This window comes from Bacillus testis (assembly GCF_001243895.1).
GTDB lineage: Bacteria > Bacillota > Bacilli > Bacillales > DSM-1321 > Bacillus_AD > Bacillus_AD testis.
Map to the genome: position 1 here is coordinate 193848 of NZ_LN851186.1, position 18197 is coordinate 212044.

13 protein-coding genes, 1 tRNA gene, 3 rRNA genes, 1 other RNA gene and 1 other annotated feature are annotated in these 18197 nt (G+C 44.8%); of the genes, 14 read left to right on the top strand and 4 right to left on the bottom strand.

The features are described from left to right. The first annotated feature begins 132 nt into the window (after nt 1-132). Nucleotides 133-3069, top strand: a 23S ribosomal RNA gene (locus tag BN1765_RS01425). A gap of 195 nt (nt 3070-3264) precedes the next feature. After that, a 5S ribosomal RNA gene (rrf, locus tag BN1765_RS01430) occupies nt 3265-3380 on the top strand. A 103-nt stretch (nt 3381-3483) separates the two neighbouring features. On the opposite strand, the gene BN1765_RS01435 is transcribed toward rrf, so the two are convergent. Continuing rightward, on the bottom strand, nt 3484-4437 hold the full coding sequence (locus BN1765_RS01435) for a YaaC family protein (protein WP_050613535.1): 954 nt from the start codon (nt 4435-4437) through the stop codon (nt 3484-3486). A gap of 114 nt (nt 4438-4551) precedes the next feature. On the opposite strand from BN1765_RS01435, the gene guaB reads away from it, so the two are divergent. The 4 genes from guaB (at nt 4552) to BN1765_RS01455 (ending at nt 9494) form a co-directional block, all read left to right on the top strand. Then, nucleotides 4552-6021, top strand: a complete 1470-nt coding sequence (gene guaB, locus BN1765_RS01440; RefSeq protein WP_050613536.1) for an IMP dehydrogenase — start codon at nt 4552-4554, stop codon at nt 6019-6021. Between the two features lie 157 nt (nt 6022-6178). After that, on the top strand, nt 6179-7501 hold the full coding sequence (locus BN1765_RS01445; protein ID WP_050613537.1) for a serine hydrolase: 1323 nt from the start codon (nt 6179-6181) through the stop codon (nt 7499-7501). A 167-nt stretch (nt 7502-7668) separates the two neighbouring features. After that, nucleotides 7669-7895, top strand: a binding site (T-box leader). Between the two features lie 63 nt (nt 7896-7958). Beyond that, entirely contained in the window at nt 7959-9233 is a 1275-nt protein-coding gene (serS, locus tag BN1765_RS01450; RefSeq protein ID WP_050613538.1) for a serine--tRNA ligase, read from the top strand. A 168-nt stretch (nt 9234-9401) separates the two neighbouring features. Then, nucleotides 9402-9494, top strand: a tRNA-Ser gene (locus BN1765_RS01455). A gap of 136 nt (nt 9495-9630) precedes the next feature. Here the strand turns inward: BN1765_RS01455 and BN1765_RS01460 are convergent. The 3 genes from BN1765_RS01460 to BN1765_RS01470 form a co-directional block, all read right to left on the bottom strand. Then, nucleotides 9631-10308 (bottom strand): deoxynucleoside kinase, encoded by a 678-nt coding sequence (locus BN1765_RS01460; protein WP_050613539.1) that lies wholly within the window; start codon nt 10306-10308, stop codon nt 9631-9633. After that, nucleotides 10305-10946 (bottom strand): deoxynucleoside kinase, encoded by a 642-nt coding sequence (locus BN1765_RS01465; protein ID WP_050613540.1) that lies wholly within the window; start codon nt 10944-10946, stop codon nt 10305-10307. Before BN1765_RS01465 ends, BN1765_RS01460 begins: the two co-directional genes overlap by 4 nt. A gap of 149 nt (nt 10947-11095) precedes the next feature. Next, entirely contained in the window at nt 11096-11638 is a 543-nt protein-coding gene (locus BN1765_RS01470) for a cysteine hydrolase family protein (RefSeq protein ID WP_050613541.1), read from the bottom strand. 86 nt (nt 11639-11724) lie between these two features. Here BN1765_RS01470 and tadA point away from each other — a divergent pair, with 86 nt between their 5' ends. From tadA to BN1765_RS01505, 8 genes are all read left to right on the top strand, one after another. After that, nucleotides 11725-12228, top strand: coding sequence for a tRNA adenosine(34) deaminase TadA (gene tadA / locus BN1765_RS01475; RefSeq protein ID WP_050613542.1), 504 nt, complete (start codon nt 11725-11727; stop codon nt 12226-12228). A gap of 132 nt (nt 12229-12360) precedes the next feature. Beyond that, an RNA gene (ffs, locus tag BN1765_RS19250) (signal recognition particle sRNA large type) lies at nt 12361-12625 on the top strand. Between the two features lie 157 nt (nt 12626-12782). Further along, nucleotides 12783-14471: a DNA polymerase III subunit gamma/tau gene (gene dnaX / locus BN1765_RS01480; protein WP_050613543.1), complete on the top strand. Its 1689-nt coding sequence runs from the start codon at nt 12783-12785 to the stop codon at nt 14469-14471. 22 nt (nt 14472-14493) lie between these two features. Further along, complete coding sequence (locus BN1765_RS01485; protein WP_050613544.1) at nt 14494-14814, top strand: YbaB/EbfC family nucleoid-associated protein; 321 nt, start codon at nt 14494-14496, stop codon at nt 14812-14814. A gap of 13 nt (nt 14815-14827) precedes the next feature. After that, complete coding sequence (gene recR / locus BN1765_RS01490) at nt 14828-15424, top strand: recombination mediator RecR (protein ID WP_050613545.1); 597 nt, start codon at nt 14828-14830, stop codon at nt 15422-15424. Between the two features lie 29 nt (nt 15425-15453). Further along, a complete protein-coding gene (locus tag BN1765_RS01495) occupies nt 15454-15672 on the top strand; it encodes a YaaL family protein (RefSeq protein WP_050613546.1) in 219 nt (72 codons plus the stop codon). Between the two features lie 73 nt (nt 15673-15745). Next, a complete protein-coding gene (locus BN1765_RS01500; protein WP_050613547.1) occupies nt 15746-16009 on the top strand; it encodes a pro-sigmaK processing inhibitor BofA family protein in 264 nt (87 codons plus the stop codon). A 357-nt stretch (nt 16010-16366) separates the two neighbouring features. Further along, a 16S ribosomal RNA gene (locus BN1765_RS01505) occupies nt 16367-17916 on the top strand. Nucleotides 17917-18197: the final 281 nt, after the last annotated feature.

Here is an 18197-nt window from a genome sequence, read left to right on the forward strand (position 1 = left end):
TTTGTTCCTTGAAAACTAGATAACAGTAAGAAGGCAAAGTAAATTTTTGCATCCAAACACACCAAGTAAAACCAATATTTCTTACGAAATGTTGAACGTATTCTTCCTGATGGAAGATGCGATAACCATAATGGTTAAGTTAGAAAGGGCGCACGGTGGATGCCTTGGCACTAGGAGTCGATGAAGGACGGGACTAACACCGATATGCTTTGGGGAGCTGTAAGTAAGCTTTGATCCAGAGATTTCCGAATGGGGAAACCCACTGCTCGTAATGGAGCAGTATCCTTACCTGAATACATAGGGTATGGAGGACAGACCCGGGGAACTGAAACATCTAAGTACCCGGAGGAAGAGAAAGCAAACGCGATTTCCTGAGTAGCGGCGAGCGAAACGGAAGATAGCCCAAACCGGAAGGCTTGCCTTTCGGGGTTGTAGGACACTCTATATGGAGTTACAAAGGAACGGGGTAGATGAAGAGGCATGGAAAGGCCTGTCATAGAAGGTAACAACCCTGTAGTCGAAACTTCGTTCCCTCTTGAGTGGATCCTGAGTACGGCGGGACACGAGAAATCCCGTCGGAAGCAGGGAGGACCATCTCCCAAGGCTAAATACTACCTAGTGACCGATAGTGAACCAGTACCGTGAGGGAAAGGTGAAAAGCACCCCGGGAGGGGAGTGAAATAGATCCTGAAACCGTGTGCCTACAAGTAGTCAGAGCTCATTTATGAGTGATGGCGTGCCTTTTGTAGAATGAACCGGCGAGTTACGATTACATGCAAGGTTAAGTTGAAGAGACGGAGCCGCAGCGAAAGCGAGTCTGAATAGGGCGATATAGTATGTGGTCGTAGACCCGAAACCAGGTGATCTACCCATGTCCAGGGTGAAGTTCAGGTAACACTGAATGGAGGCCCGAACCCACGCACGTTGAAAAGTGCGGGGATGAGGTGTGGGTAGCGGAGAAATTCCAATCGAACTTGGAGATAGCTGGTTCTCTCCGAAATAGCTTTAGGGCTAGCCTCGATTGTTAGAGTCTTGGAGGTAGAGCACTGATTGGACTAGGGGCCCTCATCGGGTTACCGAATTCAGTCAAACTCCGAATGCCAAAGACTTATCATCGGGAGTCAGACTGCGAGTGATAAGATCCGTAGTCAAGAGGGAAACAGCCCAGACCACCAGCTAAGGTCCCAAAGTATACGTTAAGTGGAAAAGGATGTGGAGTTGCTTAGACAACCAGGATGTTGGCTTAGAAGCAGCCACCATTTAAAGAGTGCGTAATAGCTCACTGGTCGAGTGACTCTGCGCCGAAAATGTACCGGGGCTAAACGTATCACCGAAGCTGTGGATGCATACCGTATGGTATGCGTGGTAGGAGAGCGTTCTAAGTGCTGTGAAGTCAGACCGGAAGGACTGGTGGAGCGCTTAGAAGTGAGAATGCCGGTATGAGTAGCGAAAGAAGGGTGAGAATCCCTTCCACCGAATGCCTAAGGTTTCCTGAGGAAGGCTCGTCCGCTCAGGGTTAGTCGGGACCTAAGCCGAGGCCGAAAGGCGTAGGCGATGGACAACAGGTTGATATTCCTGTACCACCTCTTTATCGTTTGAGCAATGGAGGGACGCAGTAAGATAGAGTAAGCGCACTGCTGGATATGTGCGTCTAAGCAGTTAGGCTGGCAACGAGGCAAATCCCGTTGCCGTGAAGGCTGAGCTGTGATAGCGAGGGAAATTTAGTACCGAAGTTCTTGATTCTACACTGCCAAGAAAAGCTTCTAGCGAGATAAAAGGTGCCCGTACCGCAAACCGACACAGGTAGGCGAGGAGAGAATCCTAAGGTGTGCGAGAGAACTCTCGTTAAGGAACTCGGCAAAATGACCCCGTAACTTCGGGAGAAGGGGTGCTCTGGTAGGGTGCAAGCCCGAGAGAGCCGCAGTGAATAGGCCCAGGCGACTGTTTAGCAAAAACACAGGTCTCTGCGAAGCCGCAAGGCGAAGTATAGGGGCTGACGCCTGCCCGGTGCTGGAAGGTTAAGAGGAGAGGTTAGCGCAAGCGAAGCTTTGAATCGAAGCCCCAGTAAACGGCGGCCGTAACTATAACGGTCCTAAGGTAGCGAAATTCCTTGTCGGGTAAGTTCCGACCCGCACGAAAGGCGTAACGATCTGGGCACTGTCTCAACGAGAGACTCGGTGAAATTATAGTACCTGTGAAGATGCAGGTTACCCGCGACAGGACGGAAAGACCCCGTGGAGCTTTACTGCAGCCTGATATTGAATTTTGGTACAGCTTGTACAGGATAGGTAGGAGCCTTTGAAGCCGGAGCGCCAGCTTCGGTGGAGGCGTCGGTGGGATACTACCCTGGTTGTATTGAAATTCTAACCCGCACCCCTCAATCGGGGTGGGAGACAGTGTCAGGCGGGCAGTTTGACTGGGGCGGTCGCCTCCTAAAATGTAACGGAGGCGCCCAAAGGTTCCCTCAGAATGGTTGGAAATCATTCGTAGAGTGCAAAGGCATAAGGGAGCTTGACTGCGAGACCTACAAGTCGAGCAGGGACGAAAGTCGGGCTTAGTGATCCGGTGGTTCCGCATGGAAGGGCCATCGCTCAACGGATAAAAGCTACCCCGGGGATAACAGGCTTATCTCCCCCAAGAGTCCACATCGACGGGGAGGTTTGGCACCTCGATGTCGGCTCATCGCATCCTGGGGCTGTAGTCGGTCCCAAGGGTTGGGCTGTTCGCCCATTAAAGCGGTACGCGAGCTGGGTTCAGAACGTCGTGAGACAGTTCGGTCCCTATCCGTCGCGGGCGTAGGAAATTTGAGAGGAGCTGTCCTTAGTACGAGAGGACCGGGATGGACGCACCTCTGGTGTACCAGTTGTCTTGCCAAAGGCATCGCTGGGTAGCTATGTGCGGACGGGATAAGTGCTGAAAGCATCTAAGCATGAAGCCCCCCTCAAGATGAGATTTCCCATAGCGTCAAGCTAGTAAGACCCCTGAGAGATGATCAGGTTGATAGGTTCGAGATGGAAGTGTGGCGACACATGGAGTTGACGAATACTAATCGGTCGAGGACTTAACCTAAATATAAAGCGAAGGCGACTGTCCAGCTTTGACGGCGTTGGAGGGTTGACACTACAAATCCCAATTTTGGATTTGAAGTGGCGAACCGAAACGACCGAAAAGCTAGGAGCCGTAGCTGGATTACGTGTTTGAATAAAAATCTTACTCCTTCCGTTATCTAGTTTTGAAGGAATAAACCTTTTAAAAAAATACATGTCTGGTAATGATGGCGAAGAGGCCACACCCGTTCCCATTCCGAACACGGAAGTTAAGCTCTTCAGCGCCGATGGTAGTTGGGGGTTTCCCCCTGCGAGAGTAGGACGTTGCCAGGCAAACGAAAGATCAGCCGAGTGCTGGTCTTTTTTGTTTTTTCCCAAACCGTTAGCCCACTACTTTTTAAGAACCGATTAGAATGCAGGATGTTGGCTATGAAGACTAAATGCTGTGCAGGAGCTGTTCGATGAGATAGGGCCCTTTTGTTTGCGTACAGGTAAGAAAATAATGAATAAGTGGATAATCCTCTGTCGGTTTTGTATGCTGCAAATCCATCCACCACTCCGTTTCATAGCGGGCAATCATGCTCAAGTTATATAAAATCAGAAAGTGCACCATCAGTTCAGCTAAATTCTCACTGCCGGAACCACTTCTTTTTGAAAGATGAAATGTTTGCGTGTATGTATTGTATTTTAATAATCCGCAAGAATGGCAACGATAGCTATCAGGGATTAAAAAGAATAGATCTTTATCTTGGTGAATTTGTATGGAAGCACTACTTCCTTGCTGCAGAATCTCCTGAAGTCTTGGTGCCTGTGTGTGGAACAAATCAAGAATACTGGCAGAGCCACTGTATAGATTAGATCCTAGACGATTGAGCGGAATGCCGGTCTTCAATTTATAAGTAGTAAGAGGAGAATATAGCTCCGGGATTTCGGCAAGCAGATGTTCCATGCTGAATCTATCTTTTTCCAAATGTTTCATGTGGAACAACACATCGCTCATATAACTAAATAAACCATTTTTTTGTATCTTAATTTCGTCTTGAAGAAAGGAATAATGATGCTTTTTAATCTTTCTGGAGGTCACTCCATGTGCCAGCAGTGAAGTAGAGCTTGGGTAAGTAGGATCAATTTTTAAGAGAGCGGCTTTGATCAGTTGAGTCAGTCCGTAAAAGAGCAAAATCGGTTTAAGGCATACAGGAGCCTCCATAGCTTGTTTATAGTAAATAGAGGCGCTTTCCAGTTGGTACATAAAAGTTGGGCAGTTGGTATAACTGGATGTTTCGGCATTTGGATATTGCAACTTCTTATAAGCTTCCAAGAGATAGGACTGGGTGTATGAGTGCGCCTGATAAAGCGCTAACTTTTCCCAAGAGGAATCTGATACAAGCATTTGGGAGAGCCTCCTTTAAATAGATTGAAAAATCAAACATATTCATCTTACCTTGACAGTGTATTATCCTATTGATAACCTACTAATAATATTTTCAATCGGGAGGGTAAATATATGTGGGAAAATAAGTTTGCAAAAGAAGGATTAACTTTTGATGATGTGCTATTAATACCGGCGAAATCTGAGGTATTGCCGAAGGAAGTAAATCTTTCAGTGAACCTGACAGAAACGTTGAAATTAAATATTCCTATTATAAGTGCTGGGATGGATACGGTCACTGAGGCTGATATGGCAATCGCAATGGCCCGTCAAGGCGGATTAGGGATTATTCATAAGAACATGTCGATTGAACAACAAGCAGAACAAGTGGATAAAGTAAAACGCTCCGAGAGTGGTGTAATTACCGATCCGTTCTTTCTTACACCGGAACACCAAGTATTTGATGCAGAGCATTTGATGGGGAAATACCGTATATCCGGTGTACCAATCGTTAATAATGAAAATGACCAAAAATTAGTCGGCATCATTACTAATAGAGATTTGCGTTTCATCAGTGATTACTCTTTGCGTATTTCCGAGGTAATGACAAAAGAAGAGTTAGTGACAGCACCGGTCGGCACTACACTGGCTCAAGCTGAGAAAATTCTTCAAGCCCACAAAATCGAAAAATTGCCCTTAGTAGATCAAGACGGTACTCTTAAAGGTTTAATTACCATAAAAGATATTGAAAAAGTGGTTGAATTTCCGAATTCCGCCAAAGACAACCAAGGCCGTTTGTTGGCTGGAGCTGCAGTAGGAGTCACCAAGGACACAATGAAGCGTGTAGAAATGCTTGTTAAAGCAAACGTGGATGTCATTGTCATTGATACAGCCCATGGCCATTCAGCAGGCGTATTAAAGGTTGTTCGTGAAATCCGTGAGGCATATCCTGACTTGAATATCATTGCTGGTAATGTGGCAACTGCAGAAGGCACACGCGCTTTAATCGAAGCTGGTGTTGACGTGGTGAAAGTCGGCATTGGACCAGGAAGTATCTGTACAACTCGTGTGGTAGCTGGTGTAGGTGTTCCTCAAATCACGGCTATCTATGATTGTGCGACTGAAGCCCGTAAGCTCGGTAAAGCAATCATTGCAGATGGAGGCATTAAGTATTCTGGAGATGTGGTTAAAGCATTGGCAGCCGGCGGCCATGTAGTTATGCTGGGCAGTCTGTTGGCCGGTGTATCAGAGAGCCCGGGAGAAACTGAAATCTTCCAAGGAAGACGCTTCAAAGTATACAGAGGCATGGGTTCTGAGGCTGCAATGGAAAAAGGATCGAAAGACCGTTACTTCCAAGAAGACAGCAAAAAATTCGTGCCAGAAGGTATTGAAGGCCGTTTGCCATACAAGGGGCCTCTTTCAGATACGCTATTCCAATTAGTCGGCGGCCTTCGTGCGGGTATGGGCTATTGCGGTTCAGCCAATTTGGAAGAATTGAGAGAAAAGTCTCAGTTTGTGCGCATGACGGGCGCTGGTTTGCGTGAAAGCCACCCGCATGATGTCCAAATTACGAAAGAAGCACCAAACTATTCGATCAGTAATTAAAAAAGGCACAGACAATTCGGGAAAGAATAGACAGAGACAATTTCATCTGTCTATTTTTTTTGTTTTTCTTATGTTAAACTAAACAAGGTATGTTAAAAAAGTAAATAATCAACATAAATAAAAAACTATATAAGAATAAAAAGCGAGGTATTAGAAGTTGAAAAGTTTCAGCAAGATCAGTGTCATTTTCACGTTGCTAGTTGCATTTGTTGTATCGCAGTTCTCTGTAGCTGCACCAGCTAAAGCGGCTTCTGCCGACCCATTAAGCCTCAAAGCGGAAGCTGCGATGCTATTGGATGCTAAAACAGGAAAAATCCTTTATGAAAAAAATGCCGATAAAGTATTAGGCGTTGCTTCCATGTCAAAAATGATGACAGAATATATCGTTATGGAGTCTATCAAAGAAGGGAAAATTACCTGGGATGATAAAGTAAACATCAATGAATACGTCCATAATCTATCCAAAGGTGACGGACTATCCAATATCGGCCTTACACAGGGCGAAGATTATACAGTCAAAGAATTATACGAAGCGATGGCTATTTTTTCAGGTAATGCAGCGACAGTTGCCTTGGCAGAAAAAATTGCCGGTTCAGAAAAAAACTTCGTCACAATGATGAATAAAAAAGCTAAAGAATTAGGCATGACAAAATATAAATTCGTCAATGCAAGTGGTTTGAATAACAGCGATTTGGGTGGGAATATCGCAGCCGGCGGACCAAACGATGAAAACGTTATGAGCGCCCGCGATATCGCGACTTTAGCTTACCGTCTTCTAAATGATTATCCGGATGTCTTGGATTATTCCAAACAACCTAAGTTAAAATTCAGAGACGGCAAGGTATACCCTAACTTCAACTGGATGCTACCAGGATTGATCTTCCAATACGAAGGTGTTGATGGCCTAAAAACAGGATCTACTGATTTTGCAGGTTATTGCTTCACCGCGACTGCTGAGCGTGATGGACAACGTTTCATTTCAGTTGTTATGAAGTCTCCTTCAAAAAATGAACGTTTCACCGATACACGGAAAGTGCTTGATTATGCATTTGCGAACTTCGGGAAAGAACAAGTATTAAAAGCTAATTACAAGCCAAAAGGCAAAGAAATAGAAGTGGAAAAAGGCAAAGAGAAGCATGTGGCACTTACCACTAAAAAACCGGTTGAACTAGTGGTTCAAAAAGGAACAGCTAAAGAATATAAACCAGTTATCGTCATCGACAAAAAGAAATTGAACGAAGACGGCAAGCTTGTTGCTCCAATTAAAAAAGGCGAAAAGCTTGGATATGTTACTGTTCAGTCAAAAAATGACCCATATGGTTTCTTGACGAAAGATGGACAAAAAGAAGTACAGGTAGATTTGGTTGCTGCAGAAGATGTGGAAAAATCAAATTGGTTCGTACTTTCAATGAAAGCTGTCGGCGGTTTCTTCGCTGATGTATGGGACAGCGTATCTTCAATGGTTAAAGGCTGGTTCTAACCATACATAAAAAAGCTCTCCGTTCAATTTGGAGAGCTTTTTTTATGAATCCATCAGCTTTTTACTCCAAAATAATATGTGGGTATAACCACTTTTAAATAAGGAAAACATATAAATAGTTGCACATATGGTCTGTTTATAGTAAATTGAATACAAAATTAATTTATCCAAAAGCGATGATAGGAAGTAGTAGCATACGCATTGATCTGACAGAGAGTCGGTGGTTGGTGGAAACCGATGATTGTGCTTTGTGAATCCATCCTTGAGCAGAATGCCGAACGCCATACAGCGCCAGTAAGCATTTCCGGTTTAAAAGGCCGTTATTCTTTTTTAAGGTGAAAAGCGTTTATCGCTTTTAACTAGGGTGGCAACGCGGGTAACTCTCGTCCCTTTTTAGGGATGGGAGTTTTTTTGTATTCACCGACAGAATGACTGGATGAAAAAGGAGGAGAACTGCATGTTAGATTTAAAATTTTTACGTGCCAATTTTGATGAAGTAAAAGAAAAACTGAAACACCGCGGAGAGGATTTGACCGATTTAGGCAAATTCGAACAGCTGGATAGCCGCCGCCGTGAATTGATCAGCGAAGCAGAAAAGCTGAAAAGCCGCAGAAATGAAGTTTCTCAACAAATCGCTGTCATGAAAAGAGAAAAACAAGATGCGACAGCTGTGATTGCTGAAATGAGAGAAGTGGGCGATCAAATTAAAGTATTGGATGATGAGCTTCGTGATGTAGAGGCGCAGTTAGAGCGTCTGTTGCTGTCTATCCCGAATATTCCCCATGAAAGCGTGCCAGTCGGAGATAGCGAGGATGACAATGTTGTCGCAAGAAAATGGGGTGAAATCCCTGAATACAGCTTCGAGCCTAAACCACACTGGGAATTGGCAGACCAATTGGGTATTCTGGACTTTGAAAGAGCTGCTAAGGTAACTGGAAGCCGCTTTGTCTTTTATAAAGGCTTAGGAGCCCGTTTGGAACGTGCTTTAATCTCCTTCATGCTGGACCTTCATACGGAGGAAAATGGATATACAGAAGTGATTCCACCGTACATGGTTAACCGTACAAGTATGACAGGAACAGGACAACTGCCTAAATTTGAAGAAGATGCTTTCCTGATTGAAAATGAGGATTATTTCTTAATCCCGACTGCTGAGGTGCCTGTGACCAATATGCATCGTGATGAAATTCTGGCAGGGGAACAGCTGCCAATCGCGTATGCGGCATACAGTGCATGTTTCCGCTCTGAAGCCGGTTCTGCCGGACGTGATACAAGAGGATTGATCAGACAGCATCAATTCAACAAAGTAGAGCTTGTACGCTTTGTGAAGCCGGAAGACTCTTACCAAGAGTTGGAGAAGCTGACAGGGCATGCTGAGAAGGTCCTTCAGCTATTGGGCTTGCCTTACCAAGTATTAAGTATGTGCACAGCCGATCTTGGCTTTACGGCTGCTAAGAAATACGATATTGAGGTTTGGCTGCCTAGCTATGGCGTCTATCGTGAAATCTCTTCTTGCAGTAACTTCGAGGATTTCCAAGCACGCCGTGCCAATATCCGTTTCCGCCGCGATCCAAAAGGAAAGCCAGAGCATGTCCATACATTGAACGGTTCTGGGCTTGCTATCGGCCGGACAGTGGCTGCCATTTTGGAAAATTACCAACAGGAAGATGGAAGCATTAAGATTCCTGAAGTGTTGAGACCTTACATGGGTGGTAAAGAATTCATTAAATAAGGGAAAACAGGGCCTGCCTTTCTCATAAAGGGCAGGCTCTTATATTAGTAAGGATTTGCAACGGAAATGTCTGTAAATTTAATCTTTTTAAGTCTGCTTGACACGTTGAATGCATATATGGTATCTTATTAAATGTTGAGACGATAAGTCGAAACATATATGTAATATGGAGGTATACCCAAGTCCGGCTGAAGGGATCGGTCTTGAAAACCGACAGGGGCTTAACGGCTCGCGGGGGTTCGAATCCCTCTACCTCCTCCATTCATATTTCAAATAACCATTGCGCATAATATGGAGATTATAGAAACGTTGAAGAATCGGTGCTTATTGCACTGATTCTTTTTTTATGCAAAAAAAAGAGAGGAGCCTGTTTGAGGTCCTCTCAGCTTTTATTGGATTATCTGCCCATTCTGCGGATGCGTCTTGTTTCTTCCAGAAAATAGGCCACTCTTTCGACGATTGGTTCGATTGATTGCTCGTTATTGACTAAGTCATAATCGTTGATGTTCAGCCGAAGAACTGGGCAAGCATTGAAGCTGTTGATCCAATCCTCATAGCGCTTGTACATTTCCTCCCAATATTCCACCGGTGTCTGCTGTTCCATTGGACGTCCTCTTTCTTTGATGCGGGCAAGCACGTCTTCGAATGAGCCTTCCAAGTAAATCAACAAATCAGGGTGTGGGAAGTAAGGAGTCATCACCATCGCTTCAAATAAGCTTGTATAGTTCTCATAGTCTACTTTGCTCATTGTGCCTTTTTCGTAATGCATTTTAGCAAAAATGCCTGTGTCTTCGTAAATCGAACGGTCCTGGATAAATCCGCCGCCATATTCAAAGATTCTTTTTTGTTCTTTGAATCGTTCAGACAGAAAATAGACTTGAAGATGAAAGCTCCAGCGTGAGAAGTCGTCGTAGAACTTATCTAAATATGGGTTAGTATCTACTTTTTCGAAGCTCGTACGGAAATTCAATGCTTTTGCTAATGCGTTTGTAATCGTAGATTTTCCGACACCGACCGTTCCAGCAATGGTGATGACGGCATCGTTTGGGATATTATGTTTTAGACGAAGGTTCATTTTAATTTTACTCCTTTTTGAAGCACTTGGTTTACTTGAGTCAATATATGTTGCAGATCATGGTCGTTCTCTACGAAATCCATTTCGTCGCCATTGAATTGTAGGACCGTTACATCTGGATGTTTAGCGATGAATTCCTTCATAAAAATATGGTAGTCATTCATAAGTTGTTCCAGATAGAGAGGACTGATATTTTTCTCTATTTCTCGGCCTCTTTTTTGGATACGATTCATCAATGTATCAAGGCTTGCGTGCAAATAGATGACCATGTTAGGCACAGGCATATCATGTGTAAGGATATCGAATACACTCAAGTATTTATTGTATTGTGATTGTTTTAAGCTGCGTTGGGCAAAAATCAAGTTTTTGAATATATGATAATCCGCCACGACAGGCTGTTGTTTGGCGAGGAATTTAGTATCAATATCTTCTAATTGTTTATATCGATTGCACAGGAAGAACATTTCAGTCTGAAAGCTCCATTCATCGATATTTTCATAGAATTTGCCGAGAAAAGGGTTTTCGTCCACAATTTCCTTTAGGATGGCAAAATGAAAATGGTCAGAAATTGCTTTTGATAATGTAGTCTTGCCAACACCAATTGGCCCTTCTACAGTAATAAAGGGTGTTTGTATCATTATTCTATACGGCCTCCTGATATATTTGAAGGATGAATGCTCCTGTTATTTTAACACACACTCTTTCATCACGTTGCAGATTATGCAAGAAAAAAGAGTTGCAATATTTGCTAGGGTATTTGTGGCAGGCAAATAGGAGAAAGAAGCTCTTAGAAGATCAAGCTGTTTCCAGAAGAGATATCCGCTTTCAACACATTCGCCATCATGGTAAGTGCATAGGCGTTATCTCTTTGGTCCGCGGAAGCGATACAATCATCTGGGCAACATAATGTATATTCACGCATATAAGCATCATTCGCAGTAAACAGAACACAAATATTGCCCGCTATTCCTGTAATGATCAGCTTCTTGGCTCCCAGGTGGTGAAGGAGTGTATTTAGGGCGGTGCCATAAAAAGCGGAATGCTTCGGCTTAATGAGGAAATAATCATCCTCTTTCGGGGCAATATGGGATATATAGGATTCATTTTGTGGAGTCAGGCAAAAGTTGATGATTTTCAGGTAATCAGCTTGCCATAGATTATAATGGTCATTAATGTATATAACAGGGACTTGGTTTTGGCGGGCCCGTTCTTTTAGTTGAAGAATAGGAGCCACGATGCTTTGGGTATGATGGAAGCAGTCATCCCCGTTGGCGAATTGGAAATGGTTAATCATATCAATGATCAATAATGCTGTTTCTGATTTTTTCATCTTGGCCTCCGGTAAGCTATTTTTGATGATGTTAGTCTGTTTCAATACTTTCATTTTCATTCGATACATATAATAGGAGTTTAGATATGGATAATAAAGACGAACAATATATGAGAGTTGCTCTCGAGGAAGCGGCAAAAGCCGGAGAAAAGAAAGAAGTGCCCATCGGTGCCGTGCTGGTTATAGGGGATGAGATTATAGCGAAGGCACATAATCTGCGGGAAAGCGAACAAAGCGCGACGGCCCATGCTGAATTGATGGCCATTGAGGAAGCGTGCAAAAAATGTGGGACGTGGCGCCTGGAGGATGCAACGCTATACGTCACGCTCGAGCCTTGTCCGATGTGTTCGGGAGCAATCATCTTGTCGAGGGTTAAACGTGTTGTTTATGGGGCGAGCGATCCGAAGGCTGGGTGTGCGGGTACATTCATGAACCTGCTGACTGATGAGAGGTTCAACCACCAAAGTGAAGTGACATCAGGGGTGTTGGAGGATGAATGCGGCAGGATCCTGACAGATTTCTTCAGAGAGCTGCGCGCCCGAAAGAAGGAAGAAAAAAAGAAACGGAAAGAAAAAACGGGCGAAGAATAAACTAAGGTGGCTACAAGGGTGATACCCAGCGATAAATATTGGAATTTCGCATTTCGATTGCTTTTTTCGTAAAAAGTGGCTATAATTGAAAATGCGTCGTATATGGCGCCTATCATAATGGTATCAATTTTGCCGTACTAGGTGGGGAGGTAGCGGTGCCCTGTACTCGCAATCCGCTCTAGCGAGACTGAATCCCTTTTAGAGGGTCGTATGCTGTAGGGTCTGCCTTTTGTAAGTGGTGTTGACGTCTGGGTCCTGCGCAATGGAAATCCATGAACCATGTCAGGTCCGGAAGGAAGCAGCATTAAGTGGAACCTTTCATGTGCCGCAGGGTCGCCTGGGCTGAGCTAACTACAAAAGTAACGCTTATGGCAGCGATTCGACGGAAGGTGTACGGCAGTTATTACTTATATAAATGACAGAGGATGATGTGCTTCTCTTTTGCGGAGAGCATGCATCCTCTTTTTTCTATAGGCTAAAAACATGGAGCGCCTTTGATAAATGGAAATGCGTTCATGTATAATGAGAGAGATTAGATTAAAGGAGGACGTACGGTGGGATATCAAGCATTATATCGAGTTTGGAGACCACAGCTCTTCTCTGATGTCATAGGACAGAAACATGTGACGAAGACGCTTCAAAATGCGCTTGTCCAGGAGAAAATTTCCCACGCTTACCTTTTTTCAGGACCGCGCGGAACAGGTAAAACCTCTGTTGCCAAAATCCTGGCAAAGGCAGTCAATTGCGAACACTCGCCTGTTCAGGAGCCGTGCAATGAATGTCCGGCGTGCACCGGCATTACCGATGGTTCGATTTCAGACGTGATTGAGATTGACGCTGCGTCCAATAATGGTGTGGATGAAATCCGTGATATAAGGGATAAAGTCAAGTATGCACCCAATGCAGTGAAGTACAAGGTTTATATTATTGACGAGGTTCATATGCTATCGACCGGCGCATTCAATGCACTGCTGAAAACATTGGAAGAACCGCCCCGGCATGTCATCTTTATTCTAGCAACTACAGAACCCCACAAAATCCCTTTAACTATTATTTCGCGCTGCCAACGGTTTGATTTCAAGCGTATTGGCCCGGAGGATATTGTAGAGCGGATGGATGAAATCGTCACGAATACGGGTGCTGCCTGTGATGAGCAAGCTCTGCAAATTATCGCTAGGGCTGCTGAAGGCGGTATGCGTGATGCTCTTAGTTTGTTGGATCAGGCTATATCATTCAGTACAGGTGACCGTGTTACCGTAGAAGATGCCCTGACAATCACAGGTTCGGCGTCACAAGTGTATCTTGGTACGTTGGTGAATGCTATTCATGACAAAAATGTTGCCAAGGCATTGGAACTTCTAAAGGAGTTGCTGTCATTGGGCAAAGACCCAGTCCGGCTGATCGAAGACTTGATCCTTTATTTCCGGGATATGCTCCTTTATCAAGTATCGCCGCAAATGACAGAAGCGTTCGAACGCGTCTTGGTCGATGATGCCTTTACACAATTGGCTGACGCGATTCCAGCGGAAACCATCTACCGGTTGATTGAGCAGCTGAACCAGACACAGCAAGAAATGAAATGGACGAATCATCCAAGGATTTTTATGGAAGTGTTGATTGTGAAGCTTTGCCATACAAAATCCGAAAGAGCAAAAGATGATCCGTCGCTGCTAGAACTGCAGAGTAAAATCCGTGAACTTGAAAATGAGCTCAGAACGCTTAAGGCGGAAGGGGTGAAAGTGCAGGCTGCATCTGCACCTCAGCATGCCAAAGCGAAAAAGCCGGCCAAGAAGTCATATAAAGCGCCGACCGGCCGAATCCATAATGTGCTAAAGGAAGCCACAAAACAAGATTTGCAGGCAGTTAAAAGCCACTGGGGAGAGCTACTTGGCACATTAGGAGAACAGAATATGAAATCGGCCGCGGCTTTATTGAATGAAGCTGAACCGGTAGCTGCATCAGCTGCGGCTTTTGTGGTAAAATTCAAATACGAAATCCACTGCCAAATGGCAATGGAAAACGCATCATTCATTGAATCCATATCATCCATCATGCAGCGGATGACCGGAAACTCTTTGCGGATGGAAGGAGTGCCGGATGGACAATGGCAGCAAATACGGGAAGAGTTCCTATCCACTCAAGGGAACGAAGAGATGGAATCACCTTCATCTAAAGAAGAGGAACCTCTTGTGGCTGAAGCGAGAAAACTTTTCGGCGATCAACTAGTGGAAATTAAAGATTAACTAAATTGGAGGATATACAATTATGCGTGGAATGGGCAATATGCAAAATATGATGAAACAAATGCAAAAAATGCAGAAGAAAATGGCTGACGCACAGGAAGAATTGGCAGAAAAGAGAATGGAAGGTTCTGCAGGCGGCGGCATGGTTGCTGTAACAATCACAGGCAATAAAGAAATCGTTGAAGTGAAAATCAAGCCTGAGGTAGTAGATCCAGATGATATCGAAATGCTAGAAGACCTTGTATTGGCTGCGACAAATGACGCCTTGAAGAAAATCGATGAACTGACAGCTCAAACAATGGGGCAGTTTACTAAAGGATTAAATCTTCCTGGCATGTTCTAGGAGGTATATATGAATGCATTATCCTGAACCTATTTCAAAACTGATCGATAGTTTTATGAAATTGCCGGGCATCGGACCAAAAACAGCTGCCCGGCTTGCTTTTCATGTATTGAACATGAAAGAAGATACGGTGCTTGATTTTGCGAAAGCACTGGTGAATGCAAAGCGCAATCTCACATACTGTTCGATCTGCGGGCATATAACGGACCAAGATCCTTGTTATATATGCGAGGACAAGCGCCGCGACCGCGATGTTGTTTGTGTGGTGCAAGACCCGAAAGATGTCATTGCCATGGAAAAGATGCGCGAGTATAACGGTCTTTACCATGTTCTTCACGGCAGTATTTCCCCTATGGATGGAATCGGGCCGGAAGATATCAATATACCGGACCTGTTAAAAAGATTGCAGGATGATACCATCCAGGAAGTGATTCTTGCCACGAATCCCAATATTGAGGGTGAGGCGACAGCTATGTATATATCTCGTCTGCTCAAGCCATCAGGCATCAAAGTGACCCGTATTGCACATGGCCTTCCCGTTGGCGGGGACTTGGAATATGCGGACGAAGTTACGCTGTCCAAAGCGCTGGAAGGCAGAAGGGAATTATAATCGGATCATGATTGGGAGGAACGTAACCAGTGTTTTATCGTCGTAAGGGTTGGCTTCGTAAGGAATATGATGAAAAGTTATTAGCGGAAATGGCCGAATTGAAACAGACTTGGCTCAACCAAAAAGCATTATTGGAAAAGTGCGTTGAGCCTACGGATGAATTGGTCCTTGAAACAAAAATGGCCGAAGCGAAGTATTTCTATTTATTTAAAGAAGCAAAATATCGTCAGGTGAAAATAAAACGGTAAATATATAGGTTCTATAGGAATCTCCTCCGGCATAGCTTGTACAAAGCAAGTGAATGAGGGGGAGGTTTTTATTTTGGGGCCATTTATCGTTATAGCGGTCATAGTGGTTTTGGTGCTTAGCCTACTTTTTGCGGGAACGACATTCAAGCCGCTTCGCTTTATGGGGAGCCTGGCTGCCAAACTCGTTATCGGCGGCATGTTTTTATTTTTTTTGAATGCGTTTGGCAGCTCGATCGGATTGCACGTGCCTATTAATGTGGCGACTGCTAGTGTTGCTGGAATTTTGGGGATTCCCGGTGTTCTTTCACTGGCGGCCATCCAGTATTGGATTGTTTAACTACTATTCAAGTAAAGTAATGATTGTTAAATGATGTAGGGAGTGAGGACATATAAACGGCATATTGCTGTTTATATTTTTTTTTTGAAATAAGCCAAGAAAAGTATTGACGGTTATATCTCATCGATGTTATATTATTAGAGTTGCTTCTGAACGAAGCATACAGATTGAAGAGAAAATAAACTTCAAAAAAAGTTGTTGACACGCTAGAAATTATCATGGTATAATTAAAAAGTTGTGACAGACAACAAAATGTTCTTTGAAAACTAAACAAGACAACACGTCAACGTTAATTCTAACTAAACGTTTCAACAGAGTTGAAACACACAAGTTTTATTTTATGAGCAAGTCAAACACTTATTGGAGAGTTTGATCCTGGCTCAGGACGAACGCTGGCGGCGTGCCTAATACATGCAAGTCGAGCGGACAGAAGGGAGCTTGCTCCCGGAAGTCAGCGGCGGACGGGTGAGTAACACGTGGGCAACCTGCCTATAAGACTGGGATAACTCCGGGAAACCGGGGCTAATACCGGATAGGTTCTTCCTCCACATGGAGGAAGAAGGAAAGATGGTTTCGGCTATCACTTATAGATGGGCCCGCGGTGCATTAGCTAGTTGGTAAGGTAACGGCTTACCAAGGCAACGATGCATAGCCGACCTGAGAGGGTGATCGGCCACACTGGGACTGAGACACGGCCCAGACTCCTACGGGAGGCAGCAGTAGGGAATCTTCCGCAATGGACGAAAGTCTGACGGAGCAACGCCGCGTGAACGAAGAAGGCCTTCGGGTCGTAAAGTTCTGTTGTTAGGGAAGAACAAGTACCAGAGTAACTGCTGGTACCTTGACGGTACCTAACCAGAAAGCCACGGCTAACTACGTGCCAGCAGCCGCGGTAATACGTAGGTGGCAAGCGTTGTCCGGAATTATTGGGCGTAAAGCGCGCGCAGGTGGTCCTTTAAGTCTGATGTGAAAGCCCACGGCTCAACCGTGGAGGGTCATTGGAAACTGGGGGACTTGAGTGCAGAAGAGGAAAGTGGAATTCCAAGTGTAGCGGTGAAATGCGTAGATATTTGGAGGAACACCAGTGGCGAAGGCGACTTTCTGGTCTGTAACTGACACTGAGGCGCGAAAGCGTGGGGAGCAAACAGGATTAGATACCCTGGTAGTCCACGCCGTAAACGATGAGTGCTAAGTGTTAGAGGGTTTCCGCCCTTTAGTGCTGCAGCAAACGCATTAAGCACTCCGCCTGGGGAGTACGGTCGCAAGACTGAAACTCAAAGGAATTGACGGGGGCCCGCACAAGCGGTGGAGCATGTGGTTTAATTCGAAGCAACGCGAAGAACCTTACCAGGTCTTGACATCCTCTGACACTCCTAGAGATAGGACGTTCCCCTTCGGGGGACAGAGTGACAGGTGGTGCATGGTTGTCGTCAGCTCGTGTCGTGAGATGTTGGGTTAAGTCCCGCAACGAGCGCAACCCTTGATCTTAGTTGCCAGCATTCAGTTGGGCACTCTAAGGTGACTGCCGGTGACAAACCGGAGGAAGGTGGGGATGACGTCAAATCATCATGCCCCTTATGACCTGGGCTACACACGTGCTACAATGGATGGTACAAAGGGCAGCGAAACCGCGAGGTTTAGCCAATCCCATAAAGCCATTCTCAGTTCGGATTGCAGGCTGCAACTCGCCTGCATGAAGCCGGAATCGCTAGTAATCGCGGATCAGCATGCCGCGGTGAATACGTTCCCGGGCCTTGTACACACCGCCCGTCACACCACGAGAGTTTGTAACACCCGAAGTCGGTGGGGTAACCTTTTGGAGCCAGCCGCCTAAGGTGGGACAGATGATTGGGGTGAAGTCGTAACAAGGTAGCCGTATCGGAAGGTGCGGCTGGATCACCTCCTTTCTAAGGAAATTAGAAGAATGTTACGTGACTGTCTTGTTTAGTTTTGAGAGAGCATTCCTTTCTCAAACATAAAACTGAGTCGAATCAGCAACGAGTTATTCGAGGAAGCGATTGAACGAAGGAACGAGCTTATTTGCATAAGTGAGTGACTGAGTGATTGAAGCTGACGAAGAAGAACAAAGTTGATCATTCGACGGATTTGTTCCTTGAAAACTAGATAACAGTAAGAAGGCAAAGTAAATTTTTGCATCCAAACACACCAAGTAAAACCAATATTTCTT

Excerpts from the sequence above, each read along its gene's own strand:
- BN1765_RS01435 (WP_050613535.1), bottom strand. The coding sequence starts at position 4,437 with ATGCTTGTATCAGATTCCTCTTGGGAAAAGTTAGCGCTTTATCAGGCG.
- guaB (WP_050613536.1), top strand. The coding sequence starts at position 4,552 with ATGTGGGAAAATAAGTTTGCAAAAGAAGGATTAACTTTTGATGATGTG.
- serS (WP_050613538.1), top strand. The coding sequence starts at position 7,959 with ATGTTAGATTTAAAATTTTTACGTGCCAATTTTGATGAAGTAAAAGAA.
- BN1765_RS01460 (WP_050613539.1), bottom strand. The coding sequence starts at position 10,308 with ATGAACCTTCGTCTAAAACATAATATCCCAAACGATGCCGTCATCACC.
- BN1765_RS01465 (WP_050613540.1), bottom strand. The coding sequence starts at position 10,946 with ATGATACAAACACCCTTTATTACTGTAGAAGGGCCAATTGGTGTTGGC.
- BN1765_RS01470 (WP_050613541.1), bottom strand. The coding sequence starts at position 11,638 with ATGAAAAAATCAGAAACAGCATTATTGATCATTGATATGATTAACCAT.
- tadA (WP_050613542.1), top strand. The coding sequence starts at position 11,725 with ATGGATAATAAAGACGAACAATATATGAGAGTTGCTCTCGAGGAAGCG.
- BN1765_RS01485 (WP_050613544.1), top strand. The coding sequence starts at position 14,494 with ATGCGTGGAATGGGCAATATGCAAAATATGATGAAACAAATGCAAAAA.
- recR (WP_050613545.1), top strand. The coding sequence starts at position 14,828 with ATGCATTATCCTGAACCTATTTCAAAACTGATCGATAGTTTTATGAAA.